20 protein-coding genes are annotated in these 26,115 nt (G+C 67.7%); all 20 read left to right on the top strand.

Features of this window, described 5'->3' with window-relative positions; genetic code table 11:
- Positions 1-2 precede the first annotated feature (2 nt).
- The gene (gene trpC, locus M3G03_RS08030; protein ID WP_259809165.1) at positions 3-788 is read left to right on the top strand and encodes an indole-3-glycerol phosphate synthase TrpC; all 786 of its coding nucleotides are present in this window, start codon (positions 3-5) and stop codon (positions 786-788) included.
- Positions 785-2,029: a tryptophan synthase subunit beta gene (trpB, locus tag M3G03_RS08035; RefSeq protein ID WP_259809166.1), complete on the top strand. Its 1,245-nt coding sequence runs from the start codon at positions 785-787 to the stop codon at positions 2,027-2,029. Before trpC ends, trpB begins: the two co-directional genes overlap by 4 nt.
- The gene (gene trpA / locus M3G03_RS08040; RefSeq protein WP_259809167.1) at positions 2,026-2,838 is read left to right on the top strand and encodes a tryptophan synthase subunit alpha; all 813 of its coding nucleotides are present in this window, start codon (positions 2,026-2,028) and stop codon (positions 2,836-2,838) included. Before trpB ends, trpA begins: the two co-directional genes overlap by 4 nt.
- Entirely contained in the window at positions 2,831-3,490 is a 660-nt protein-coding gene (locus tag M3G03_RS08045; RefSeq protein ID WP_259809168.1) for an SCO family protein, read from the top strand. The genes trpA and M3G03_RS08045 overlap by 8 nt, the downstream gene beginning before the upstream one ends.
- Positions 3,491-3,501: 11 nt before the next feature.
- The gene (lgt, locus tag M3G03_RS08050; protein ID WP_311197517.1) at positions 3,502-4,467 is read left to right on the top strand and encodes a prolipoprotein diacylglyceryl transferase; all 966 of its coding nucleotides are present in this window, start codon (positions 3,502-3,504) and stop codon (positions 4,465-4,467) included.
- Positions 4,468-4,627: 160 nt separating this feature from the next.
- Positions 4,628-9,124, top strand: coding sequence for a glutamate synthase large subunit (gltB, locus tag M3G03_RS08055; protein ID WP_259809212.1), 4,497 nt, complete (start codon positions 4,628-4,630; stop codon positions 9,122-9,124).
- Entirely contained in the window at positions 9,117-10,580 is a 1,464-nt protein-coding gene (locus M3G03_RS08060; RefSeq protein ID WP_259809170.1) for a glutamate synthase subunit beta, read from the top strand. Before gltB ends, M3G03_RS08060 begins: the two co-directional genes overlap by 8 nt.
- Positions 10,581-10,761: 181 nt before the next feature.
- Positions 10,762-14,319, top strand: a complete 3,558-nt coding sequence (gene dnaE, locus M3G03_RS08065) for a DNA polymerase III subunit alpha (protein WP_259809171.1) — start codon at positions 10,762-10,764, stop codon at positions 14,317-14,319.
- A 10-nt stretch (positions 14,320-14,329) separates the two neighbouring features.
- Positions 14,330-14,938, top strand: coding sequence for a hypothetical protein (locus M3G03_RS08070; RefSeq protein WP_259809172.1), 609 nt, complete (start codon positions 14,330-14,332; stop codon positions 14,936-14,938).
- Between the two features lie 105 nt (positions 14,939-15,043).
- Positions 15,044-16,378: a histidinol dehydrogenase gene (gene hisD / locus M3G03_RS08075; RefSeq protein ID WP_259809173.1), complete on the top strand. Its 1,335-nt coding sequence runs from the start codon at positions 15,044-15,046 to the stop codon at positions 16,376-16,378.
- The gene (locus tag M3G03_RS08080; protein ID WP_396121919.1) at positions 16,350-17,513 is read left to right on the top strand and encodes a histidinol-phosphate transaminase; all 1,164 of its coding nucleotides are present in this window, start codon (positions 16,350-16,352) and stop codon (positions 17,511-17,513) included. Before hisD ends, M3G03_RS08080 begins: the two co-directional genes overlap by 29 nt.
- Entirely contained in the window at positions 17,510-18,127 is a 618-nt protein-coding gene (hisB, locus tag M3G03_RS08085; protein WP_259809175.1) for an imidazoleglycerol-phosphate dehydratase HisB, read from the top strand. Before M3G03_RS08080 ends, hisB begins: the two co-directional genes overlap by 4 nt.
- Before the next feature lie 7 nt (positions 18,128-18,134).
- Positions 18,135-18,764, top strand: a complete 630-nt coding sequence (gene hisH, locus M3G03_RS08090; RefSeq protein WP_259809213.1) for an imidazole glycerol phosphate synthase subunit HisH — start codon at positions 18,135-18,137, stop codon at positions 18,762-18,764.
- Positions 18,765-18,781: 17 nt separating this feature from the next.
- Positions 18,782-19,522, top strand: coding sequence for a bifunctional 1-(5-phosphoribosyl)-5-((5-phosphoribosylamino)methylideneamino)imidazole-4-carboxamide isomerase/phosphoribosylanthranilate isomerase PriA (gene priA, locus M3G03_RS08095; RefSeq protein ID WP_259809176.1), 741 nt, complete (start codon positions 18,782-18,784; stop codon positions 19,520-19,522).
- On the top strand, positions 19,519-21,876 hold the full coding sequence (locus M3G03_RS08100; protein WP_259809177.1) for an HAD-IB family hydrolase: 2,358 nt from the start codon (positions 19,519-19,521) through the stop codon (positions 21,874-21,876). Before priA ends, M3G03_RS08100 begins: the two co-directional genes overlap by 4 nt.
- Positions 21,877-21,984: 108 nt before the next feature.
- The gene (locus M3G03_RS08105) at positions 21,985-22,980 is read left to right on the top strand and encodes a GNAT family N-acetyltransferase (protein ID WP_259809178.1); all 996 of its coding nucleotides are present in this window, start codon (positions 21,985-21,987) and stop codon (positions 22,978-22,980) included.
- A gap of 91 nt (positions 22,981-23,071) precedes the next feature.
- Positions 23,072-23,842, top strand: coding sequence for a YebC/PmpR family DNA-binding transcriptional regulator (locus M3G03_RS08110; protein WP_259809179.1), 771 nt, complete (start codon positions 23,072-23,074; stop codon positions 23,840-23,842).
- 49 nt (positions 23,843-23,891) lie between these two features.
- Complete coding sequence (gene ruvC, locus M3G03_RS08115) at positions 23,892-24,419, top strand: crossover junction endodeoxyribonuclease RuvC (protein WP_259809214.1); 528 nt, start codon at positions 23,892-23,894, stop codon at positions 24,417-24,419.
- The gene (gene ruvA, locus M3G03_RS08120; RefSeq protein WP_259809180.1) at positions 24,416-25,018 is read left to right on the top strand and encodes a Holliday junction branch migration protein RuvA; all 603 of its coding nucleotides are present in this window, start codon (positions 24,416-24,418) and stop codon (positions 25,016-25,018) included. The genes ruvC and ruvA overlap by 4 nt, the downstream gene beginning before the upstream one ends.
- 10 nt (positions 25,019-25,028) lie before the next feature.
- Entirely contained in the window at positions 25,029-26,066 is a 1,038-nt protein-coding gene (gene ruvB, locus M3G03_RS08125) for a Holliday junction branch migration DNA helicase RuvB (protein WP_396121920.1), read from the top strand.
- Positions 26,067-26,115: the final 49 nt, after the last annotated feature.

Genomic DNA, 26,115 nt, shown 5'->3' on the forward strand with positions numbered 1-26,115 from the left:
GCATGGGAGTGCTGGACGACATCGTCGCCGGCGTTCGCCTCGACGTCCAGGCGCGTGAGGCCCTGCTGACCCGTGGGGACCTGGAGGCACGCCTGGACCAGGTGTCGTCCCCGCTGGACCCCATGCCTGCGTTCCGGGCGCCGGGGCTTGCCGTCATCGCCGAGGTGAAGCGCAGGAGCCCCTCCAAGGGGGCGCTCGCCGACATCCCCGACCCCGCCCAGCTCGCGGCCTGTTACGAGACCGGCGGGGCAGCCGCCATCAGCGTCCTCACCGAGGAGCGTCGTTTTGGCGGTTCGCTCACCGACCTGGACGCCGTGCGCGCCCGCGTGCGGATTCCCGTGCTGCGCAAGGACTTCATCGTCACCGAGTACCAGCTGGTCGAGGCCCGCGCCCATGGTGCCGACCTGGCCCTGCTGATCGTTGCGGCCCTGGGCGACGACGACCTGGCCCGCCTGCACGGACTGGCGATCGACCTCGGGCTCACCCCGCTGGTCGAGGTGCACACCGTCGAGGAGGCCCGGCGTGCCGTGGACCTCGGCGCTGAACTGATCGGGGTCAACAACCGCAACCTGCAGACCCTCGAGGTCGACCTGGACCAGTTCGCCCGCATCGCCGAACACCTGCCCGAAGGCTGCGTCAAGGTGGCCGAATCCGGCATCAGCGGGCCCGAGGACGCCGCCCGTTTCCACCGCGAGGGCGCCCAGGTGCTGCTGGTGGGGGAGACCCTCGTCCGCCATTCCGATCCGACCGGGGCCGTCCAGGCCCTGCTGAGGAGCATTCCCTCGTGACCACGAATACCCCCTCGCTCCCCGACAACCGCGGGCACTACGAGAAGTTTGGCGGCAAGTATGTCCCTGAAGCCCTCCAAGCTGCCCTGACCGAGCTGGAGGAGTCCTTCGAGCAGGCCCGCGGTGACGAGTCCTTTGCTGCCGAGCTCGATGACCTGCGCCGCAACTACTCCGGGCGTCCCACCCCGATCACCGAGGCCAAGCGGTTCAGTCAGCAGTGCGGCGGGGCGAGGATCCTGCTCAAGCGTGAGGACCTCAACCACACCGGCAGCCACAAGATCAACAATGTCCTCGGCCAGGCGCTGCTGGCCAAGCGCATGGGCAAGACCCGGGTCATCGCCGAGACGGGCGCCGGCCAGCACGGCGTGGCGAGCGCCACCGCAGCTGCCCTGCTGGGCCTGGAATGCAAGGTCTACATGGGCCAGGTCGACACCGAGCGCCAAGCGCTCAACGTCGCTCGCATGCAGCTGCTGGGCGCTGATGTCGTGGCTGTCGCCTCCGGCAGCCGCACCCTCAAGGACGCGATGAACGAGGCCATGCGAGAGTGGGTGGCGACCCTGGAGGACACCCACTACCTCATCGGGACCGTGGGTGGACCGCACCCCTTCCCGAAGATCGTGCGCGAGTTCCAGCGCATCATCTCCACCGAGGCCCGGGGGCAGATGATCGAGCGCTTCGGCCAGCTCCCCGATGCGGTGGCGGCCTGCATTGGTGGCGGTTCCAATGCGATGGGCATGTTCGCTGACTTCATTCCGGATGCCGAGGTGGAGCTGTGGGGCTTCGAGGCCGGCGGGGAAGGTGTCGAGAGTGGACGCCACGCGGCCACGATCTCGGCAGGCACCATCGGTGTCCTGCATGGAGCACGTACCTACGTCCTGCAGGACGAGGACGGCCAGACCATCGAATCGCACTCGATCTCGGCCGGGCTGGACTACCCCGGCGTCGGGCCCGAACACGCCTGGCTCGCAGATACCGGGCGTGCGATCTACCGCCCGGTGAGCGACGCCGAGGCGATGAAGGCTCTGGAGGACCTCAGCCGGTCCGAGGGCATCATGCCCGCCATCGAGTCCGCGCACGCGGTGGCGGGCGCCCGTCGTCGAGCCCTGCAGCTGGCCGCTGAGGGCAAGCAGCCGACCATCCTGATCTGCCTGTCGGGCCGCGGTGACAAGGACGTTCCCACCGCCCTGAAGTGGGCCGGGCTGGATGGCACCCCCAACGAGGTCAAGGGAGGACTGGAATGAGCTCCGGCGAGGCATTCCGGCTCGCCCGCGAGGAGGGACGCGGCTGTCTGGTCGGCTACCTGCCCGTGGGTTACCCCACCGTCGACGGGTCCATCGAGGCCATGAAGGCGATCACCGAGGGCACCCGGGGACAGGGCGTTGACCTGGTCGAGATCGGTGCTCCCTACAGTGACCCGATGATGGACGGTCCCACCATCCAGCACGCTGCCAACCGAGCCCTGGAACGCCGGGTGCGCACCAGCGACGTCATGCGCGCGGTCGAGGCGGTCACCAACCATGGCACCCCTGCTGTGGTGATGACCTACTGGAACCTGGTCGAGGCCTACGGGGTCGAGCGCTATGCCCGCGACCTGTCCAGTGCGGGAGGCTCCGGCCTCATCACGCCTGACCTCACCCCCGACGAGGCCGAGGAATGGATGGCGGCCAGCGACCAGTACGACCTCGACCGCATCTTTCTCATCGCCCCCTCGTCCACCGATGAGCGGCTGGCGATGACCACCGACGCCTGCCGCGGCTGGGTCTACGCCACCTCGATCATGGGTGTTACCGGTGCCCGTGACGAGGCCTCCTCGCAAGCACCTGAATTGGTACGCCGCGCCAAGCAGGTCAGCGACCTGCCCATGGGCGTGGGTCTGGGTGTCAGCAATGGCGACCAGGCTGCCCAGGTGTGCAGCTATGCCGATGGCGTCATCGTGGGGTCCGCCCTGGTGAACCGCCTGATCGACAACGAGCGCACCGGCGGCAGCGACCTGACCGAGTTGCGGCGAGTGGCAGATGACCTGGCCGAAGGTGTCCGGCGTCGTGGCTGAACTGAACCGTCGTGGGCTGCTGCGTTGTAGCGGCGCAGGGGCCCTGGCCGGTCTGGGGCTGCTCGCGTCCTGCTCGGATGGCCAGGACAACCCGCCCGCCGTGCTCGGCTCGCGAGCCGGCGGCTACGTGGCCGGGACCGCCCTTACCGATGGACCGCCCCTTCCGGACATCACGCTCACAGACCAGGATGGCAAGCCATTCCGGTTGGCCCATGACGTGAAGACCCCGGTCACCCTGGTCTTCTTCGGCTACACCCACTGCCCGGACATCTGCCCGGGCATCCTGGCCGACCTGGCCAGTGCCCGCAGCCGAGCAGGGGGTGAAGTGCCTGCCAAGACGACTGTGGTGCTGATCTCCACCGATCCGCCCCGGGACACGCCCAAGGTCATGAGGGAGTACCTCAAGCGCATTGATGAGTCCTTCATCGGGCTCACCGGCGATCTGGAGACGATCACGAAGGCCGGCGCCCAACTCGGCATCACCATGGAGCAGACCACCAAGCTGCCCAGCGGCGGCTACGAAATCACCCACGGCACCCAGGTCTACGGCTTCGGCGCGGACCGCAAGGCTCAGGTGCTCTGGAGCCAGGGGACCAGCGTGGCCGACTACAAGGCCGACTTCACCACGCTCGTCGGGAAGCAGCCCACGTGAGCCAGCACCTGCTGACCGCGCAGTTCCTGCCCAGCCCATCGGTCTCCCAGTTCAGCGTCGGTCCGTTGACGGTCCACATCTATGCGCTGTGCATCCTGACCGGCATCTTCGTCGCCTGGGGCTGGGGCCGTCGCCGGCTGGCTGCGCGCGGGGGAGACCCCGCCGAGCTGGAAACCATGGTCACCGTTGCCGTGGTCGCTGGAATCGTTGGGGCGCGCGCCTACCACGTGATCACCGATCACCAGCTCTTCTTCGGCCCCGGCCGCGACATCTGGGATGCCTTCAGGATCTGGCAAGGTGGTCTCGGCATCGTGGGCGGCGTCCTGTTCGGGGCCATCGCCATGCTGGTGATGTGCCGCCGACGCGGCTGGTCCTTCCCCTCCATGGCCGATGTGCTCGCGCCCACCCTGTTGGTCGCCCAGGGCATCGGACGCGTGGGGAACTGGTTCAACCAGGAACTTTTCGGACGTCCCACCACGCTGCCCTGGGGCCTGGAGATCGACCCCGACCATCGCCCCGACGGCTACGGGCAGTTCACCACCTTCCACCCCACCTTCCTCTACGAGATGCTGTGGAACTTCACTGGTGCCGGAGTCCTGGTGGTACTGGAGAAGCGCTTCCGCATCGGCCACGGCCGCCTGTTCATGCTCTACATGATGTGGTATTCCTTCGGCCGCTTCTGGATCGAGGGCCTGCGCGTGGACCCGGCCAACCAGCTCGCCGGCATGCGCGTGAACGAATGGGTCTCCATCGCGATTTTCCTGCTCGGGCTGGCGGGCTTCCTGCTGCTGCGCCGTGGCGTGGTCGCAGATCCGTTCCCCAGCGCTGCTCACCAGGATGCCGAGCAGTCCGTGGACGACGCGGCCGAGGGGGACACGGACGCGTTGGAACCCGCCGAGGTGCTTGACCCAGAGTCTGGTGGCGGTGGGGAACGGCAGGGCGATGCCGCTGGCGAGGACGCTGAAGCACACTCGTGACCGCCGGTGCACTCGCGGAAAGCTGGCGCCCGCAATCTGGACAAACTTGCCACGTGCTGGCCAATGGGGTGTTCTGACTGACGCGACGCAATGATGGGGTCCGGAACCCCCGGGCCCTGCCCGGAGGACGGAGGCTGACGTGTCCCACACCCAGCGATTGATGCACCACCCCAAGCAGGGTCTCTACGACCCAGCCCATGAGCACGACGCCTGTGGTGTCGCCTTCGTGGCCCGGATGGACGGCCAGCCCACCCACGCGATCGTGGAGCAGGGCTTGGAGGCCCTGCGCAATCTCGACCACCGCGGTGCCACCGGAGCCGATGAGGCGGCCGGTGATGGTGCTGGCATTCTGGTGCAGGTCCCCGACGCCTTCCTCCGCGAAGAGGTCGATTTCACCCTCCCGCTCCAGGGCCACTACGCGGTGGGCATGGCTTTCCTGCCCACCAACGAGCAGGAGCGCCGGGAGGCCCGCGCCGCCATCGAGAGCATCGCCCACGAGGAGAACCTCGACGTCCTCGGCTGGCGCGAGGTCCCGGTCCGCACCGACACCCTGAGCCCCATCAGTCTGGGGGCCATGCCGCACATGGAACAGTTGTTCGTCAGCTCACCCACCGGCGTTGCCGGACTGCACCTGGATCGCATCACCTTCGCCCTGCGTCGTCGCGCGCAGGCCGAGGTCGGAACCTATTTCGCCAGCTTGTCGGCGCGCACCCTGGTCTACAAGGGAATGCTCACCACCGATCAGCTCGAGGAGGTCTACCCCGAGCTGCACGACGGGCGGCTCACCTCAGCCCTGGCACTGGTGCACTCACGTTTCTCGACCAACACCTTCCCCGCCTGGGAGCTCAGCCACCCCTACCGGATGATCGCCCACAATGGCGAGATCAACACCGTGCGCGGCAACCGCAACTGGATGCGCTCGCGCGAGGCCCAGTTGAAGTCGAACCGTATCCCCGGGGACCTCGAGCGACTCTTCCCGATCTGCAACCCGGAGGGCTCGGACTCCGCCAGCTTCGACGAAGTCCTCGAACTGCTGCACCTGGGCGGCCGCAGCCTGCCCCACGCGGTGCTGATGATGATCCCCGAGGCCTGGGAGAACCACACCGAGATGGACGCCAACCGGCGTGCCTTCTACGAGTTCCACTCCTCGATCATGGAGCCCTGGGACGGCCCGGCCTGCATGACCTTCACCGACGGCACCGTGATCGGCGGGGTCCTGGACCGCAACGGCCTGCGCCCTGCCCGCTACTGGGTGACCGAGGATGGTCTGGTCGTCTTCGCCTCCGAGTCCGGCGTCCTGCCCATCGAGCCCTCCCGCATCATCGCCAAGGGCCGCCTGATGCCGGGCACGATGTTCCTGGTCGACCTCGAGCAGCACCGCATCGTCCCTGATGAGGAGATCAAGGGCCAGCTCGCTGCCGCGAACCCCTACGCCGAATGGCTGCAGCAGGGTCGCATCAGTCTGGAGGAGTTGCCGGAGCGCACCCACATCGTGCACTCCCACGCCTCGGTCACCCGCCGCCAGCAGATCTTCGGCTACACCGAGGAGGAGCTGCGCCTGGTGGTCGCCCCGATGGCCCGCACTGGGGCCGAGGAGATCGGTTCCATGGGCACTGACACCCCCCTCGCCGTCCTCAGCCGGCGGCCGCGCTTGCTTTTCGACTACTTCTCCCAGCTCTTTGCCCAGGTCACCAACCCACCGCTGGACGCCATCCGCGAGGAACTGGTGACCTCCCTCCAGGCCACCATCGGCCCGCGCGCCAACCTGCTCAGCGCGGGACCGGAGTCCTGCCGCCAGCTGGTCATCAACCACCCGATCCTGGACAGCGACGGGCTGGCCAGGATCGTGCGCATCAACCAGGACGGGGACCTGCCCCAATTCCAGAGCCACGTCGTCAACGGTCGCTACGAGGTGGCCGGCGGGGGAGAAGCCCTGCGCCGGCGGTTGGACGAGCTGATGGCCGAGGTGAGTGCCGCCATCAAGGACGGTGCCCGCACCATCGTCCTCTCTGACCGCCATGCCACCGCCGATCTGGCCCCCATCCCCTCGCTGCTGCTCACCAGCGCCATCCACCACCACCTCGTGCGTGAGAAGACACGCAATCTGGTCGGGCTCATCGTGGAGGCTGGCGACGTGCGTGAGGTGCACCATGTGGCACTCCTGATCGGCTTCGGAGCCACCGCGGTCAACCCCTACCTCCTCTTCGAGTCCGCCGAGGACCTGGCACGTCACGAGCTCTATGTCGATGACGTCACCCCCGAGCAGGCCATCGCCAATGTCCGCAAGGCGCTGGGCAAGGGAGTGCTCAAGGTGATGAGCAAGATGGGCATCTCCACCATCGCCAGCTACACCGGCGCCCAGGTGTTTGAGGCCATCGGCCTGTCCCACGACCTTGTCGAGCGCTACTTCACCGGCACCACCAGCCGCATCGAGGGCATCGGGCTGGACGAGATCGCCGAGGAGGTCCGCCGCCGTCACGAGTTCGCCTACCCGCCCACCGGCGTCCCGGTGGCCTACCGCAGCCTGCCCGTGGGTGGTGAGTACCAGTGGCGCCGAGAAGGCGAGGAGCACCTGTTCACCCCCGAGACCGTTTTCCGGCTGCAACACGCCACCAGCACCGGCCGCTACGACGTCTTCAAGCGCTACACCAGTCTGGTCAACGCCAACAGCGCCCGCCTGATGACGCTGCGCTCGCTGCTCGACTTCCGTCACGAGCGCCCTCCCGTGCCCCTGGACGAGGTCGAGCCCGCCACCGAGATCGTCAAGCGTTTCAGCACCGGTGCGATGAGCTACGGCTCCATCTCGGCCGAGGCCCACGAGACCCTGGCAATCGCGATGAACATGATCGGCGCCAAGTCGAACACCGGTGAGGGCGGCGAGGACCGCGAGCGGTGCTACGACCCGAAGCGGCGCTCGGCGATCAAGCAGGTGGCCTCGGGACGCTTCGGCGTCACCAGCGACTACCTCAGCAATGCCACTGACATCCAGATCAAGATGGCCCAGGGCGCCAAGCCCGGGGAGGGCGGCCAGCTGCCGGGTGAGAAGGTGTACCCGTGGGTTGCCAAAACCCGCCACTCGACCCCGGGGGTGGGGCTGATCTCCCCGCCGCCGCACCACGACATCTACTCCATCGAGGACCTCAAGCAGCTCATTCACGACCTCAAGTGCGCCAACCCCCAGGCCCGAGTCCACGTGAAGCTGGTCTCCGAGGTCGGTGTCGGTACTGTCGCGGCTGGTGTCTCCAAGGCCAAGGCTGATGTGGTGCTGATCTCCGGGCATGACGGCGGCACCGGTGCGGCGCCGCTGACCTCGCTGAAGCATGCAGGTGGCCCCTGGGAGCTCGGTTTGGCCGAGACCCAGCAGACGCTGCTGCTCAACGGCCTGCGCGAGCGCATCGTCGTCCAGTGCGACGGGCAGCTCAAGACCGGACGCGATGTCGTCGTGGCTGCGCTGCTGGGCGCCGAGGAGTTCGGCTTCGCCACCGCACCGCTGGTCGTCTCCGGGTGCATCATGATGCGCGTCTGCCACAAGGACACCTGCCCGGTCGGCATCGCCACCCAGAACCCGAAGCTGCGCGAGCACTTCCACGGCCGAGCCGAACACGTCGTCAACTTCTTCATGTTCATCGCCGAAGAGGTGCGCGAACTCCTCGCCGAGCTGGGCTTCCGCAGCATGGACGAGGCGATCGGGCACGTCGAGGCCCTGGACGTCCGCCGCGGCGTGGAGCACTGGAAGGCCGCCGGGCTCGACCTGACGCCCATCCTGCACCGCGTCGACCTGCCCGAGGGGGCCGAGCTTCGCAACACCACCGGTCAGGACCACGGTCTCGACAAGAAGTTGGACGTTGACCTGCTCGAGGCCGCTGCACCCGCCCTCGAGGAGGGCCAGCAAGTCAGGGCCAGCTTCGAGGTCCGCAATGTCGACCGCACAGTGGGCACCATGCTCGGTCATGCCGTCACCAAGGCCACCCGCGGCGAGGGCTTCGATGATGACACCATCCACTTCGAGTTCACCGGCACTGCCGGACAGAGTTTTGGAGCCTTCGTGCCTCGCGGCGTCACCATGACGTTGGTCGGTGACTCCAATGACTACGTCGGCAAGGGCCTGTGCGGCGGCATCCTGGTGGTCACCCCCCCGAAGGGTGCAAAGTTCGAGGCCCATGACCACGTCATCGCCGGCAATGTCATCGGTTACGGAGCAACGTCTGGCGAGATCTACCTGGGCGGTGTCGTCGGCGAACGCTTCTGCGTCCGCAACTCCGGTGCCACGGCGGTGGTCGAGGGTGTTGGCGACCACGGCTGCGAGTACATGACCGGCGGGGAGGCCCTCGTCCTCGGCCCCACCGGTCGCAACTTCGCCGCCGGCATGTCCGGAGGCCTCGCCTGGGTCCTCGACCTGCGCCAGGACCGCCTCAACACCGAAATGGTCGATCCGATGCCCATGACCGAACTGGACCTCGACCGGGTGACCGACCTGCTCACCCGCCATGCCGAGCACACCGGCTCGGAAACAGCTCGCCGACTGCTGGAGGCAGGACGCGAGGAACTGGCCGCACGCTTCACCAAGGTGCTGCCGCGCGAATACGCGAAGGTCCTGGCCGCCGCCGAATTGGCGCCCCAGGAGTCGGGAGACGAGAAGGAGTCCGTCAATGGCTGACCCGAAGGCATTCATCACCATCCCTCGCCGGCTCGCCGAGCGACGCCCCGTGGAGGAGCGCCTGGAGGACTGGCAGGAGGTCTACCCCGGGGGCCCGGGCCGGGCCCTGCTCCCGATCATCACCGAACAGGCAGGGCGGTGCATGGACTGCGGCATCCCCTTCTGCCACACCGGCTGCCCGCTGGGCAACCTCATCCCGGAGTGGAACGACCTTGTCTGGCGCGATGAGTGGGTCGGCGCGGAGGAACGGCTCCATGCCACCAACAACTTCCCCGAGTTCACCGGACGCCTCTGCCCGGCGCCCTGCGAAACAGCCTGCGTGGTAGGCATCAGTCGGGACCCGGTCACCATCAAGAACGTCGAGGTCTCCATCATCGACAAGGCCTGGGAGGACCGTCGCGTGACCCCGCAGGTGCCCCAGTGGCACTCGCTGAAGACCGTTGCCGTCGTCGGCTCCGGTCCGGCAGGACTGGCTGCGGCCCAGCAGCTCACCCGAGTCGGTCACACGGTGGTCGTCCACGAACGTGCCGATGCCGTCGGCGGCCTGCTGCGCTACGGCATCCCGGAGTTCAAGATGGAGGAGTCGGTGCTGGACCGTCGCCTGAAGCAGATGACCCTGGAGGGGACCGTCTTCAAGCCCAACACCACCATCGGTGTCGACATCACCTGGCAGCAACTCGTCGAGCGCTTCGACGCCGTGGTCCTGGCCATCGGCTCCACGCGCCCCCGTGACCTGCCCATCCCCGGACGGGACCTGGCCGGCATCCACCAGGCCATGGACTTCCTGCCGCAGGCCAATCGCGTCGCAGTGGGCAAGCCCGTCGAGGACCAGGTGACTGCTGAGGGCAAGCACGTGGTGATCATCGGTGGCGGCGACACCGGCGCTGACTGCCTCGGCACATCGCTGCGCCAAGGGGCCGCCTCTGTGACCCAGCTGGAGATCATGCCCCAGCCCTCGCAGACGCGGCCCGAGGGCCAGCCCTGGCCCACCTACCCGATGATCTTCCGCGTCAGCTCGGCGCATGAGGAGGGCGGCGAGCGCCTCTACTCGGTCTCCACCAGCGAATTCCTCGGCAACGAGGAAGGGGCCGTGCGCGCCCTGCGCCTGACCGAGGTCGCCCTGGACAATGGCCGCTTCGTCAACGTCGAGGGAACCGAGCGCGAGATCCCCGCCGACCTGGTGCTGCTCGCCATGGGCTTCGTCGGTCCCGAGACCCAGGCCGCAGAAGAGCTCGGCCTGGAACTGGACAGCCGCGGCAACATCCAGCGCGACGACCGCTATGCCACCAACGTGGACAAGGTCTTCGCCTGCGGTGACGCAGGTCGGGGCCAATCGCTGATCGTGTGGGCGATCGCCGAGGGCCGTTCGGCCGCGCGCGGCGTCGACGAGTTCCTCATGGGCAGCTCCACCCTGCCCTGCCCCATCGGGCCCGAGGAGCGCCAGCTGCTCGCCTGAACCTGCGCAAGGGGGCCCGGTCCGTTGCGGCCGGGCCCCCTTCGTTTTCTAGTGGGGCACGCCGGGGCACAGGACGTCTGGCTCAACTGAGCCCCCGCCCACGCTCCGACCACGACAACTTCTCTCAGGTGGCGGGCTAGGGTGGGGGACTGATCGGCAGCACGCACCCAGGAGGCACCGCATGGACTCGTTCGTCCACCTTCACTGTCACACCGAGTTCTCGATGCTCGACGGTGCCGCGAAGAACGCACTGCTCTTCGCCGAGGTGGAACGTCAGGGGATGCCTGCGGTCGCGATGACCGACCACGGCAACATGTTCGGTGCCTACGAGTTCCAACAGGTCGCCAGGAAACACAGCGGGGTGAAACCCATCATCGGCATCGAGGCCTATGTCGCCCCGAGCTCGCGCCATTCGCGCAGCCAGGAGTTCTGGGCCACCGGTCGCCGCGACCTCTCGGATGCCTCCTTCGAGGGCGGTAAGGATGTCTCTGGCGGCGGTCGCTACACGCACATGACGATGCTGGCCCAGAATGCCCAAGGGCTGCGCAACCTCTTCCGACTCAGTTCACTGGCCTCCTACGAGGGCTATTACATGAAGCCCCGCATGGACCGTGAGCTCATCTCGGAGTACTCCGAGGGCATCATCGCCACCACCGGATGCCCCTCGGGCGAGGTGCAGACCCGCCTGCGGCTGGGCCAATTCGACGAAGCGGTGAAGGCGGCCGCTGCCTACCAGGACATCTTCGGCAAGGAGAACTACTTCCTGGAGCTGATGGACCATGGCCTCGAGATCGAGCGAACCGTCCGCCAGGACCTGCTGCGCCTGGCCGAGAAGCTCAACATCCCGCTGCTGGCCACCAACGACTCCCACTACGTCCACGAGGACCAGGCCGATGCGCACGACTCCCTGCTGTGCGTGGGTGTGGGACGCAACAAGGACGACCCCAATCGCTTCCGCTTCAATGGCTCGGGCTACTACATCAAGTCCGCCGAAGAGATGCGGCGGCTCTTCGCCGAGCTGCCCCAGGCTTGCGACAACACCCTCGAGATCGCCGAGCGCATAGAGTCCTATGACGAGGTCTTCGCCCATGTCGATCGGATGCCGCAGTTTGATGTGCCCGCGGGTGAGTCCCAGGAGTCCTGGCTGCGCAAGAAGATCGACGAGGGCATCACGCTGCGCTTCGGCGACCAGATCCCCGAAGGGGTGCAGGAGCGTGTCGAGACCGAGCTCAGCGTCATCGAACCGCTGGGCTACGCCTCCTACTTCCTGATCGTGGCCGACATCTGCCAGTACGCCCGCGACAACGGCGTGCCGGTGGGGCCGGGACGAGGTTCGGCGGCTGGCTCAATGGTCTCCTACCTGACCCAGATCATCGAGGTGAACCCGATGGCGCACGGTTTGCTCTTCGAGCGATTCCTCAACCCGGAGCGCGTCAGCCCGCCCGACATCGACCTCGACTTCGACGATCGCCAGCGAGACAAGATCATCGACTACGTCACGAAGAAGTACGGCGAGAGCCACACCTCGCAGGTCAACACCTTCGGCACCATCAAGGCGAAGGCAGCGGTGAAGGATGCCAACCGCATCCTCGGCTACCCCTTCGGTCTGGGCGAGAAGATCACCAAGGCCATGCCGCCGGACGTCATGGGCAAGGGCGTCCCGCTCAAGGACCTGTTCAACCCCGACCACCCCCGCTATGCCGAGGGCCAGGACTTCCGGGCGATGTACGAGGCCGAGTCCGACGTGAAGAAGGTCGTCGACACCGGCCTGGGCCTGGAGGGGTTGATTCGCGGCACCGGCGTGCACGCCTGTGCGTTCATCATCTCCCGCGAACCGCTGCTCGACGTGATCCCGATGCACCGGCGCGACAAGGATGGCATGATCATCGCGGGCTTCGCGTACCCGCAGTGCGAGGACATGGGCCTGATGAAGATGGACTTCCTCGGGCTGCGCAACCTGGGCGTCATCGACCACACCATCAAGAACGTCAAGGCCAACCGGGGCATCGACCTGGACCTGCGCGAGATACCCTTCGACGACCCGGCCACCTACGAACTGCTCTCCCGCGGCGACACCCTGGGCGTTTTCCAGCTCGACGGTGGCCCGATGCGCTCCTTGCTGCGCCTGATGAAGCCGACCTGCTTCGACGACATCACCGCCGTGATCGCCCTCTACCGACCGGGTCCGATGGGCGCGAACGCCCACATCAACTACGCCGAGCGCAAGAACAACCGCCAGGAGATCATCCCGATCCACCCGGAACTCAAGGAAGCGCTGGACCCGATCCTTGGCGAGACCTACCACCTGATCGTCTACCAGGAGCAGATCATGGCGGCAGCCCGCCAGCTCGCCGGCTACACCCTGGGTGGCGCCGACCTGCTGCGTCGCGCCATGGGCAAGAAGAAGAAGGAGATCCTGGACAAGGAATGGGACCGCTTCCACTCAGGCATGGCCGAGAACGGCTTCTCCGAGCAGTCAATCAAGGCCCTGTGGGACACGATGGTCCCCTTCGCCGACTACGCCTTCAACAAGTCCCACGCCGCCGGCTACGCCTACGTCTCCTACTGGACCGCCTACCTCAAGGCGAACTACCCGGCAGAGTTCGGCGCTGCACTGCTGACCTCGGTGGGTGATGACAAGGACAAGATGGCGCTCTACCTGGCCGACATGCGCGCCATGCACATTCAGGTACTGCCACCTGACGTGAACAGCTCGGTGGCGGAGTTCTCCGCCGTCGGCAAGGACATCCGCTTCGGTCTGGCAGCGGTGCGGAATGTCGGTGAGTCGGTGGTGGAGTCCATCGTCGCCTCCCGAGAGGAACACGGGCCGGCCAAGGACTTCGGCCAGTTCCTCGACCACGCCTCCCGGATGGCCTGCAACAAGCGCACCATCGAGTCCCTCATCAAGGCAGGCGCATTCGACAGCATGGGGCATACCCGCCGAGGCCTGATGGAGGTCTTCGAACCGGCCATCGACCAGGTGCTGGACATCAAGCTCAACGCCGAGCGCGGGCAGGACGATCTCTTCGCCGGCTTCGGTGAGCTCCAGGAGGACAGCGGGCCCGGCGTCACGTCGGTTGATGTCCCCGAGATCGCCGACTGGGACAAGCCGGTCAAGCTGGCCTTCGAACGAGAAATGCTGGGGCTCTACGTCTCCGACCATCCGCTGCAGGGGCTCCAGCACGTGCTTGCCAACCACCGTGACCACTCGCTGGGGGCCATCGCCTCACCAGACGGTCCCCCCGACGGCACCGTGGTGACCGTGTGCGGCATGGTCACGCAGTTGACGCGCAAGCAGACCAAGACCGGGCAGATCTGGGCGATCCTGGCAGTGGAGGATCTCGAGGCCTCCTGTGAGGTGATGGTCTACTCCCGCACCTACGAGCAGGTCTCCACACTGTTGGCGACCGACACGATCGTGAAGGTGCGCGGCAGGCTGAGTCGTGGTGATGACTCGGTCTCCATCCAGTGCTCAGAATTGAGCGTCCCCGAGGTGAGCCACGACGGGGCCCTGGGCCCTGTGACCATCAGCCTGCCGGTGACCCGCTGCACGCCGCCGGTGGTGGAACGGTTGAAGGGGGTCCTGCGCCAGCATCCCGGTGCTGCCGAGGTCCGACTCAAGCTGTTGAGCAACAATCGGGAGACGACCTTCCGCCTCCATGAACAGTTGCGAGTCGCCCCGTCCCAGCCGCTCATGGCGGACCTGAAGGCCCTTCTGGGGCCACGATGTGTCGGGTGAGTGAGGACCGATGAATTCGACTTCTTCTGACCGGGCGACCTCGAGCGAGCAGGCTCCGGCAACCCTCCTGGACCGGCCGGTGAGTCGTGTCTCACCGCTGGTGCAGCGCATCATCATCCAGGTCGGTGCCGCGCTGGTGGTCGGCGCACTGGCCGGCCTGATCTGGCACGGCGTCGTCGACCAGCCCGGCTTCACGCTGGGGGAGAACGGCAATGCGACCATGGGGGAGCGCGAGCTGGTCGGGGTCTTCACCATGGACTACTGGTTCGCCGTGCTGGGCGCCGTCTTCGGTGTGCTGCAGGGGATCTGGGCCTGGCGCTGGTTCGGGGTGCGCGGATGGATCGTGGTGCCGATCGCCGTGCTCTGCTCGACTGTCGCCGGGCTGGTGGCCTGGGCGACCGGCGAGGCGCTGGGGCCGCAGGACTTCGACCAGCGTCTGGCTGCCGCCAGGATCGGCGACGTCATCCCCGTGGACTTCCAGCTGCAAGCCCCCTCAGCGCTGGCGATGTGGCCCTTGGGCGCGGTCATTCCCATCATGATCGCCTCGGCCTTCCTGCCCGAGCCCGATGACCGCGTTCTGCGTCGGCTGCGTCGTCGAAGGCCCGCCCAGGACGTGTGAGCCGACATGCTCCGAGCGGAGAACGGCGCCCTGGGCAATGTGCCGGGGGAGTCCCGTCCTGTGGCGGTGCCGCGCCCCCCGCGGGGTCCTCACTAGACTGGCGGGGTGATTCGACGCCTGGACCTGAGCACCACCGACAGCACGGACTACCGGAGGCTGGTACCCCGCGCCGCCTTCAACGTCGACCATGCTGTCGAGGAGGTGCGCCCGGTCTGTGATGCGGTCGCTGCAGAGGGGGTTGAGGCGCTGCGTCGCTTCAGCGAACAGTTCGACGGCGTGGTGCCCGAGAAGTTCCGGATTCCCTCCGACGTCATGGCCCGTTGCGTGGAGGAGCTGGACCCAGCGCTGCGCGAGGCCTTCGAGACCTCGATCGAACGCCGTCGCTCGGTCTGCCGGCTCGGCGAGACGGAGGAATCCGGACGCCGAGTCCAGGTGGCCGAGGGTGCGACGATCACGACGCGCATCGTGCCGGTGGACCGGGTCGGCCTGTACGTTCCCGGCGGTCTGGCCCCACTCGCCTCCAGCGTGATCATGAACGTCATCCCCGCCCAGGAGGCGGGCGTCCCGGGGATCGCGGTGGCGTCCCCACCCCAGAAGGAGTTCGGCGGCCTGCCGCACCCCAACATCCTGGCACTCTGCCACATGCTGGGGATCGAGGAGGTCTACGCCGTCGGCGGGGCCCAGGCGATCGCGATGTTCGCGCACGGGGTCGAGGGCCTGTGTGAGCCAGTGGCGATGGTCACCGGTCCGGGCAATATCTATGTGGTGGCCGCCAAGCGTCTCCTGCGCGGCATCATCGGCATCGACTCCGAGGCCGGCCCCACCGAGATCGCCGTGCTGGCCGACGACTCGGCAGACCCGCGCCATGTTGCCGCCGACATGGTCTCCCAGGCCGAGCACGACCCGATGGCTGCCTCCGTTCTGGTCACCAACTCGCCCGAACTCATCGAGGCCGTCGCCACCGAGCTCGAGACCCAGGTGGCCGCCACCCCCCACCAGGAACGGGTCACCACAGCCCTGGGCGGGCCGCAGTCCGCCCTCGTGCTCGTCCGTGACCTGGACCAAGGGCTGGCCGTTGTCAATGCCTATGCCGCAGAGCACCTGGAGATCCAGACCCGGCAGCCAGAATCCGTGGCGGCCCGGGTCACCAATGCTGGTGCCATCTTCGTGGGCCCGTGGGCGCCGGTCTCGCTGGGCGACTACTCCGCCGGGTCCACCCACGTCCTGCCCACGGCAGGATGTGCCTGCCACAGCTCGGGCCTGACGACCCGCAGCTTCATGAAGGCGATCCACGTCATCAACTACAGCGAGCGGGCGCTGATGGAGGTGGCCGAGGGGGTCGAGATCTTCGCCCTCGCGGAGAACCTCCCCGCACACGCGCAGGCCATCACCATCCGTCGAAGCGGCGCCGATGGAGAGGTGGGCCCCTCCGGTGAGTGACTACACCCCCGCCCCGACCCCCGCCATCCCCGACGCAACAATCTCCCTGGCAGACCTGCCGCTGCGTCCCGACCTGGTGGGGGAGGAGCCCTATGGCGCTCCCCAGCTCGACGTGCCTGTTCGTCTCAACGTGAACGAAAACCCGTGGCCACCCACCAGCGACGTCATTCAGGACATGGCGCGCGCCGTCAGCCACGCAGCCTCCCAGGTGAACCGCTACCCAGACCGGGAGGCCTGGGACCTGCGCGCCGACCTCGCCCACTATCTTGGCTTCGGCCTCACCGCCGACAATATCTGGGCGGCCAATGGGTCGAATGAGGTGATGACCCACCTGCTCGCCGCCTTCGGTGGCCCGGGGCGCACCGTGCTCTCCTTCACCCCGGCCTACTCCATGTACCCCGAATACGCCCGCAACACCCTGACCGACTACGTCACGCGGCCACGTCGTGAGGACTACACCCTCGACGCCGAGATTGTGCTCCGGGGGATCGAGCTGACCGGCGCCGACATCGTCCTCATCACCACGCCGAACAATCCCACCGGCACCACGACCCCGGTGCACGTGGTGGAGGAGGTCCTGGAGAACACCGAGGCGCTGGTCATCGTGGACGAGGCCTACCAGGAGTTCACTGAGGTCCCCGAGGATTCCGCCTGTGCCCTGCTGCCGCGCTTTGGACGCCTGGTCGTCACCCGAACCATGAGCAAGGCCTTCGCCTTCGCCGGCGGCCGTCTGGGGTACCTGGCTGCGGCGCCGGCGATTGTGGACGCGTGCAGGATTGTCCGACTCCCGTACCACCTCTCGGCCCAGACCCAGGCGGTGGCCCGGGTGGCGCTCGCGCACGCGCCGTCGATGCTCGAGCGCGTCGGGGACCTGCACGACCAGATCCAAGAACTTCAGGACTGGCTGCGCTCCCGGGGGCTGGAGGTGGTCCCAAGCGAGGCCAATTTCTGCCTCTTCGGCAGGTTCCCTGATCGCCACGCCGTCTGGCAGGGATTGCTGGAACGCGGCGTCCTCGTGCGGGAGACCGGCCCGGAGGGCTTCCTGCGCGTGTCCGCCGGGACTCCCCAGGAAATGCAGGCATTCCGGCAGGCGCTCATCGAGGTGCTCGCCGACAGGAAGGACGAGGGACAATGACCAACCGCACCGCCGAGGTGACCCGTGAAACCGGCGAGTCCAGCATCAGGGTCTGGATCGACCTGGACGGCGCCGGTGACTCCGACATCAGCACGGGTGTCGGCTTCTATGACCACATGCTCACTGCGCTGAGCCGCCACTCCGGCATCGACATGAAGATCACAGCCGCTGGTGACCTGCACGTTGATGGCCACCACACCATCGAGGACACCGCCATCGCACTCGGGCAGGCGTTCCGCCAGGCGCTGGGCGACAAGTCGGGCATCACGCGCTACGGGGACGCCACGGTGCCGCTGGACGAAGCCCTCGCCTTCTGCGTCGTCGACGTGGCCGGACGCCCCTATGTGGTCCACGAGGGTGAGCCCGAGGGTCAGGTCTACGCCCTGATCGGCGGTTCCGGGGTTCCCTATGCCGGCTCGATGACCCGCCACGTGGTGGAGTCCTTCGCTCTCAACAGTGGCCTGTGCATCCACCTGCGTCTGCTCGCCGGACGAGACCCCCACCACATTGTCGAGGCCCAGTTCAAGGCGCTGGCTCGAGCGCTGCGCACCGCGGTGGCTCCCGACCCGCGCATGGTCGGAGTCCCCAGCACCAAGGGCACGCTGAATGCCTGAGTCGAGGGTGTCCAGCCCCCTGATCGGACTGCTCGACTACGGCTCGGGGAACCTGCACTCGGCCCTCACGGCACTGCAGGCGACCGGTGCACGGGTTGTCCTGGGGGGTGCGGAAGAGGTCTGCGACTGTGACGGGCTGGTCGTCCCGGGCGTGGGTGCCTTCGCCGCCTGCATGGATGCGCTGGTCGCCGCCGGAGGCGAGCAGGTGATTCGGCAGCGCGTGCAGGCAGGTCATCCGGTGCTGGGCATCTGCGTCGGGCACCAGGTGATGTTCACCCAAGGAACCGAGCGCGGTAGTACCCGCGCCGGGGTCGGCGTCCTTCCCGGTTCAGTGGAACGTCTCCAATCGCGCCGCCTGCCGCACATGGGGTGGAACACCGTGGCCCCTGGGGAGGGCAGCGTCCTGTTCACCCGACCCGGCGAGCGGTTCTACTTCGTCCACTCCTATGGCGTGCGCAGCCTCCCAGACGACCTGGGCGCCGTGGTCACCTGGGCGGAGCACGACGGCGACCGCTTCGTCGCCGCCGTCGAATCCGGTCCGCTGACGAGCGTGCAGTTCCACCCCGAGAAGTCGGGGGTTGCAGGCGCTCGGTTGCTCTCGCGCTGGGTCGACACAGTGGCCCGGCGCCTTGGCTGATCGGCTAGGGTCGCCCTGTGAACCCACTCGTCCTGTTGCCCGCCGTCGACATCCAGAACGGCCAGGCCGTCCAGCTCGTCCAGGGCGTCGCCGGTACTGAGAAGACCTTCGGTGATCCACTCCAGGCAGCCCTGCGCTGGCAGGAGGATGGCGCAGACTGGTTGCACCTGGTCGACCTGGACGCTGCCTTCGGACGAGGCGAGAATTCCGAGATCACCGCGCGCATCACAGGTGAGCTCGGCATCAATGTCGAGCTGTCCGGGGGTATCCGCGACGACGCCTCCCTGAGGCGCGCCCTCGCGGCGGGGGCACGAAGGGTCAACATCGGCACCGCAGCCCTTGAGAACCCCGAATGGTGCGAGTCGATCATCGCCGAGCACGGCGATCGGATCGCCATCGGGCTCGATGTCCGGGGCACCCGCCTGGCCGCGCGCGGCTGGACCCGCGAGGGCGGCGATCTGCACGAGACCCTCCAGCGGCTCAATGCGGCCGGCTGCCAGCGCTACGTGGTGACCGACGTGCCCAGCGACGGCATGCTCACCGGGCCGAACTTCGATCTGCTCGCCGACGTCTGTGCCCACACCGACGCCGCCGTGATCGCCAGCGGCGGGGTCACCAGCCTCGGAGACATTGCCCGTCTGCGCGACCTGGACGGCGTCGAGGGTGCCATCGTCGGCACCGCCCTCTATGTGGGCACCATCACGCTGCCCGACGCGCTGCGAGTGGCTTCCGGCGCGCAGCCGGGGGAGTTGCGATGAGCGGGGAACGGGGTCTGGTCGGTCCGGCAGCAACGTTCGGCCAGAGCGGTCGGCTCACCGACCCGCCACCGCTGGTCGGCGGCCCGATCCGCGAGCTGCTCTCCGGCCAGAAGATCGCGCTGACCGGAGTCACAGGCTTCATCGGCGAGCAGCTGTTGTGGAAGGTGCTCACCGAGCTCCCGGAGACCCGCGTCGCCGTCCTGGTACGTCGCAAGGGATCGTTGAGCGCCCGGGACCGCGTGGTCAACCTGCTCAAGAAGCCCATCTTCGCCTCCCTGCGCGACGAGGCCGGCAGCCCCCAGGCTCTCTGTGAGCAACGGGTCGAGGTCATCGAGGGCGACCTGCCCCATGTCCCCCAGCTGCCCCGCGACATCGACGTGCTTGTTCATTGCGCTGGCGACGTCTCCTTCGATCCGCCGATCGACGATGCTTTTCGGACCAATGTGGTCGGGACCCAGGCCCTGCTGGAGCGATTCATCGAGTCTGCCACCGGCTCGGACGGCACCCTCGAGCGAGTGCCCCACTACGTCCACATCTCCACTGCCTACACCGCCGGACGCCGCCGGGGGGCCATCCCCGAGGCTTTGCACATCCACGACGTTGACTACCAGGTCGAAACCCAGGCGGCCATCGACATGGGCGCCCACATCCAGCGCCGCTCGCGCAGCGCCGAGCAACTCGCGATCCTCCGCAAGCAGGCCGAGCTGGAACACCAGCAGGCGGGCTTCCTCACCACCGCAGCCGACACCGAGCGACGACGGTTGGAATGGGTTCGCCGCGAACTGGTGAAGGCCGGCACCGAGCGCGCCCGCTCCCTGGGCTGGACCGATGTCTACACCTTCGCCAAGGCGATGGGGGAGCGCGTGGTCGCCGACGTCGCCCGCGACCTGAGGGTCTCGATCGTGCGGCCAGCCATCGTGGAGTCCTCCCTGCGCGATCCCCATCCCGGCTGGATCGAAGGCTTCAAGATGGCCGACCCGATCATCCTCAGCTACGCCCGCGGAGAACTCCCCGAGTTCCCGGCCTCGCCGGACTCGGTGCTCGACATCATCCCCTGTGACTACGTCGTCAACACCATCGTCGCTGTCTGCGCCACCCAGCCCGAAGTGGGCCACATCGAGGTCTACCACGCCAGCAGTGGCGCCAGGAACCCGCTGACCTTCCAGAACATCTACCACCAGCTGCGCACCTACCTGGCCGAGAAGCCCTTCGTGAGGGATGGTAAGCCCGCCCCGCTCGCCGAGTGGAAGTTCCCCGGCCACGCGCCGGTCGAACGCGCCATCCGCCTGGGCGAGTGGGGGACGCGATGGGGCAACCGGGCACTGCGTCTCGCACCGCGTTCCCAGTGGACCCGCGAGATGGCTCTCCGAATGGACAAGCAGGTCGACCAGCTGGACTTCTACCGGAAGTACATCACCCTCTACGGGGAGTACCTCCAGTCACAGCTCCACTTCGTGGACGATCGCACCCTGGCCCTGCACAACTCGCTGGTCGAGGAGGACAGGGAGGTCTTCGGCTTCGACTCCGCTGACTTCTCCTGGGATCACTACCTGCGCGAGGTCCACTTCCCCGCGATCCTCGACCCGGTCCAGCGGTTGGAGAATGCCCGGAAGCGACGTGAGGGGCGTGCCACGACCTACCGCGCGCTGAAGCCCGCGGAGCGCCCTGTGCTGGCGGCCTTTGACCTCGACGGCACCGTGATGGCCACCAATGTGGTCGAGACCTACTTGGCCGCTCGACTGCCCGAACTCAGCCCGCTGGACAGGGTGCTCGAGGTCGGCGGTGTCCTACGACGCCTGCCCCGCTACCTGGGCGCCGAGCGTCGCGATCGAAGCGACTTCCTCCGCGCCGTGTACCGCCGCTTCGAGGGCATGCGGATGGAGGACCTCGAACAGATCGTGGACACGCGTCTGGCCGACTTCATCGCCGACCGCACCGCCCCCGACGCGATTGCCCGTCTTGAGGAGCATCGCGCCGCGGGGCACACGACGGTGCTGCTCACCGGCGCGGCGCGTCCCTTCACCCGACCCCTGGAGAAGTACTTCGACATCATCGTCGCCGCCGAACTCTCGGTCGACGAGCAGGGGGTCTGCACGGGCTTCCTGCAGGGCCCGCCCATGGTCGGCGAGTCACGGTCGGCCTGGCTGCGGCACTACGCCCAGCTGCACGAGGTGGACCTGCGTGACTGCTATGCCTATGCCGACTCCCACGTCGACCTGCCGATGTTGCGCGCGGTGGGTCACCCGGTCGCCGTGAGCCCGGATGTCGGCCTGTTGCGAGCTGCCAAGCAGCGGGGCTGGTCCATCGTCGACTGGCCGGTCAGTGCGCCCAAGCGACATCGCCTCTCCGTCTGAGACCGAATTGGTGGTCCCCGGGCCCGGGTGCGCCACCTCCCACGTAGTATGAGGGAGACCTGCTGGGACAATGTGGTCAACATCAGGCACCCCGCCCTGAGAGTAGAGATGGCTGATCCCCACGTCGAGTCAACACTGAGCTGGTCCTTCCTGCGAGAGGAGGACCTGCCGGAGCTGAAGGACCTCAGGGACGCGACCGACTACCTGGACGACCCGATCGAGCGCGTGGACCTCAACAACCTCCATGACCTCTTCGACGCCCCCTACGCCGATCCGACGCGCAACGCCGTGGTGGGGCGCGACCGCAACGGCTCGGTGATCGCCTATGCCTGGGGGCATCCGCGCCAGGGGGAGGGGGAGGCCCGATTCTGGCTGGATTGGGCCGTGCACCCGGCCTGGCGGTATCGGGGGATCGGTGAGGCCTGTATCGTCTGGCTTCGGGATCGCGGCCTGGAATGGTATGAGGAGCAGCGGGCCCAAGGGCTGGCCGACCCGCTCTGGCTGGGTGGCTACGTCGATGAGAAGCTGACCTTGCGCCTGCGCCAGATGGAGGGCGGTGGCTTCGTCGCGGAGAAGTGGTTCTGCGACATGAAAGTCATGCTCGACCAGGTGAACCCGGATGTGATCCAGACACCACTTCCTGATGGTGTCCGGCTGGCACCGCTCAGCCCCGAACTGTCCGAGGAGGTGCGCCGCGCGCACAACTGCGCCTTCTCCACCGTCCCCGGGGCCAATCGGCTGGGCACCGTCGTCTGGGAGCACATCCTCGCCATCACCACGGTCCGGCTGGATTGGTCACTGGTGGCCCTCGACGACCACGACCGGGTCGTCGGGTACGCGGTGAACTCCGGCTACGAGCCGAACTGGGAGTCCCAGGGATACTCGGAAGGCTGGACCGAGTTCCTCGGCACCGTCCCCGAGTGGCGCGGCAAGGGCATCGCCCGAGCCCTGCTCGCCAACTCCCTGGTCCTCTTCCGGGACGCCGGACTGGCCGGGGCCGGGGTCGGGGTCGACCTCCACCACGGTGAGGCGGCCTACCGCCTGTTCACCGACCTGGGCTACCAGCCCGCTGAGCGCCTCGTCCTGCTCGGCATGCGCCCCTGAGCGCTCGGGATTCCCCCTGCGCCGAGCGGGCTAGTATGTGCTGTCGGGTCCGTGTTCGGGCGGACCGTGTAGGGAAGGGATTCGAGGCTTCATGGCCGGTCACTCCAAATGGGCAACCACCAAGCACAAGAAGGCTGTCATCGACGCCAAGCGCGGCAAGCTCTTCGCCAAGCTGATCAAGAACGTCGAAGTCGCCGCCCGCGTGGGTGGGGGTGACCCTGCGGGGAACCCGACCCTCTACGACGCCATCCAGAAGGCCAAGAAGAGCTCGGTGCCCAACGACAACATCGATCGCGCGGTCAAGCGCGGTGCCGGAGCCGAGGGTGAGGGCGCCAACTACGACACCGTCATGTACGAGGCCTACGGCCCGGCCGGCGTGGCGATCCTGATTGAATGCCTCACCGACAACCGCAACCGCGCCATTTCCGAGGTCCGCGTGGCGGTCACCCGCAATGGCGCCACCATGGCCGACGGCGGTTCGGTGCAGCGAATCTTCGCCCGCAAGGGCGTCGTCGTCGTGCCCAAGTCCCAGGACGGCAAGGAGGTCACCGAGGACGACCTGCTCGAGGCGACCCTGGATGCCGAGCCCGAGGACGTCGTCGACCTCGGCGAGACCTTCGAGATCCTCTCCGACCCCAGCCAGGTCGTGGCCGTCCGGCAAGCCGTGCAGGAGGCCGGCCTGGACTACGACTCAGCCGAGGTCGAGTTCCGCGCAGACTTCGACCAGCCGGTCGCCTCGCTCGACGAGGCCCAGAAACTGTTCAGGGTCATCGACGCCCTCGAGGACTCTGACGACGTACAGAACGTGTATACGAACGTCGACATCCCCGAGGAGATCGCAGCTCAGCTCGACGAGGACTGATAGCCTCCGAACGAATGTTCGTTTTGGTGAGGGGTGGGGTGTGCGCGTCCTGGGAGTCGACCCCGGCCTGACCCGCTGTGGAGTGGGTGTGGTCGAGGGGGTGGTGGGGCGGTCCCCCACCTTCGTCGACTGCGGGGTCGTGCGCACCCCGCCAGACCTGGACCATGCCCAGCGATTGCTGCGCATCGAGCAAGGGCTGGAGGAGTGGGTCACCCGCGTCCGCCCCGAAGCGGTCGCGGTCGAACGCGTCTTCGCCCAGCACAACCTGCAGTCGGTGGCAGGGACCGCGCAGGCCGCCGGCATCGCCATGCTCGTCGCCGCGCGCCACGGTATTCCCGTGGTCCTGCACACGCCCAGTGAGGTGAAGGCGGCAGTCACCGGCTCCGGACGCGCCGACAAGGCCCAGGTGGGCCTCATGGTTGCCCGCATCTGCCGTCTCGAGGCCCCACCGAGGCCAGCGGATGCCGCCGACGCGGTGGCCCTGGCCATCACCCATGTCTGGCGTGGGGCTGCCACCAACAGGTATTCCGAACTGGTCGCTGCCGCCGCGGCCCACCGAAAGCGAGGACGCGCATGATCGACCGGCTCACCGGACAGGTGGTGGCCGCCGGCGCCACCTGGGCCGTGGTGTCCGTCGGAGGCCTGGGGCTGAGAGCCTGGTGCACCCCGGCCACTGCCTCCCGCCTTCGCCCCGGAGTCGAGGCCACGCTGCACACCACGCTCGTGCCCCGCGAGGACTCCCTCACCCTCTACGGTTTCGGCAGCAGCGACGAGCGGGACGCCTTCGAGTTGGTGCAGACCGCCTCCGGTGTGGGGCCCAAGCTTGCCCTGGCCATCGTGTCGGTGTTCAGCCCGGGTGACCTCGCCACGGCCATTGCCCAGGAGGATGTCAAGCGCCTCACCTCGGTGCCGGGCATCGGAGCCAAGGGGGCCCAGAAGATGATCATTGAGCTCAAGGACAAGGTGGCCGGCCTGGCCGCGTCCGAGGTCGTCGCCGCGGTTCCCACGCGCACCGAGCCCTGGCGCGAGCAGGTGGTCGCCGGCCTGCAGGGACTGGGCTGGTCCGCGAAGGACGCCGAAGCTGCTGCCGAGAAGGTCGCCCCGCTGGCCAAGGACCAGCCCGACCTCGGGGTGGCCCAGCTGATGCGCGCGGCCCTGCAGACCCTGGCGCGCTGAGGGGACGACCGTGGACGAGCATGAGGACCTGATGAACCCGGATCTCGGTCCGGAGGACAGTGCGGCCGAACAGGCCCTGCGCCCCAGGCGGCTGGCAGATTTCGCCGGCCAGCAGCGGGTGAGTGACCAACTGGGGCTGGTGCTGGACGCCGCCAGACACCGCGGGGCGGTGCCCGACCACGTGCTGCTCAGTGGGCCCCCAGGGCTGGGCAAGACCACCCTGGCGATGATCATTGCGCAGGAGATGGGGGCGCCGCTGCGGATGACTTCCGGGCCGGCGATCCAGCACGCCGGTGACCTCGCCGCCATCCTGTCCGGGTTGGTGGAGGGGGAGGTCTTCTTCCTCGACGAGATCCACCGCATGGCGCGTCCCGCCGAGGAGATGCTCTACCTGGCCATGGAGGACTTCCGGGTCGACGTGGTGATCGGCAAGGGACCAGGTGCCACCGCCATCCCCATCGACCTGCCGCGATTCACCGTCGTGGGCGCCACCACCCGTGCCGGCCTGCTGCCCAGCCCGCTGCGTGACCGCTTCGGGTTCACCGCGAACCTCGACTTCTACGACCAGGATGCCCTCGAACAGATCGTCACCCGCTCGGCTCAGCTGCTCGACATCACCCTGGAACCCCGGGCGGCGGCCCAGGTCGCGGGGAGGTCCCGAGGCACCCCGCGCATTGCGAACAGGTTGCTGCGGCGCGTCCGGGACTTCGCCCAGGTGCGCGGCGACGGTGTGGTCACCCTCGACGTCGTCGAGAAGGCACTGGACCTCTACGAGGTCGACAAGCTCGGGCTCGACAGGCTTGACCGCGGCGTCCTGGAATCCCTCTGCCTCAAGTTCGGCGGTGGGCCTGTCGGCCTGTCCACCCTGGCCATCAGTGTGGGGGAGGAGCCAGAGACCGTGGAGGAGGTTGCCGAACCCTTCCTGGTTCGCCTCGGATTCCTGATGCGGACGCCCCGGGGACGCGTTGCGACGCCCGCCGCCTGGGGCCACCTCGGCCTCACGCCGCCCCCCTCGACCCCTGCCCCGGGACCGGCTCTGTTCGACTGAGGGCAACTTTGGCGCGAGGGCGGCGGTTCCGGTTCGGGTTTTGGCGCCC

Origin of the sequence: Aestuariimicrobium sp. p3-SID1156, assembly GCF_025144225.1 — a bacterium.
GTDB lineage: Bacteria > Actinomycetota > Actinomycetes > Propionibacteriales > Propionibacteriaceae > Aestuariimicrobium.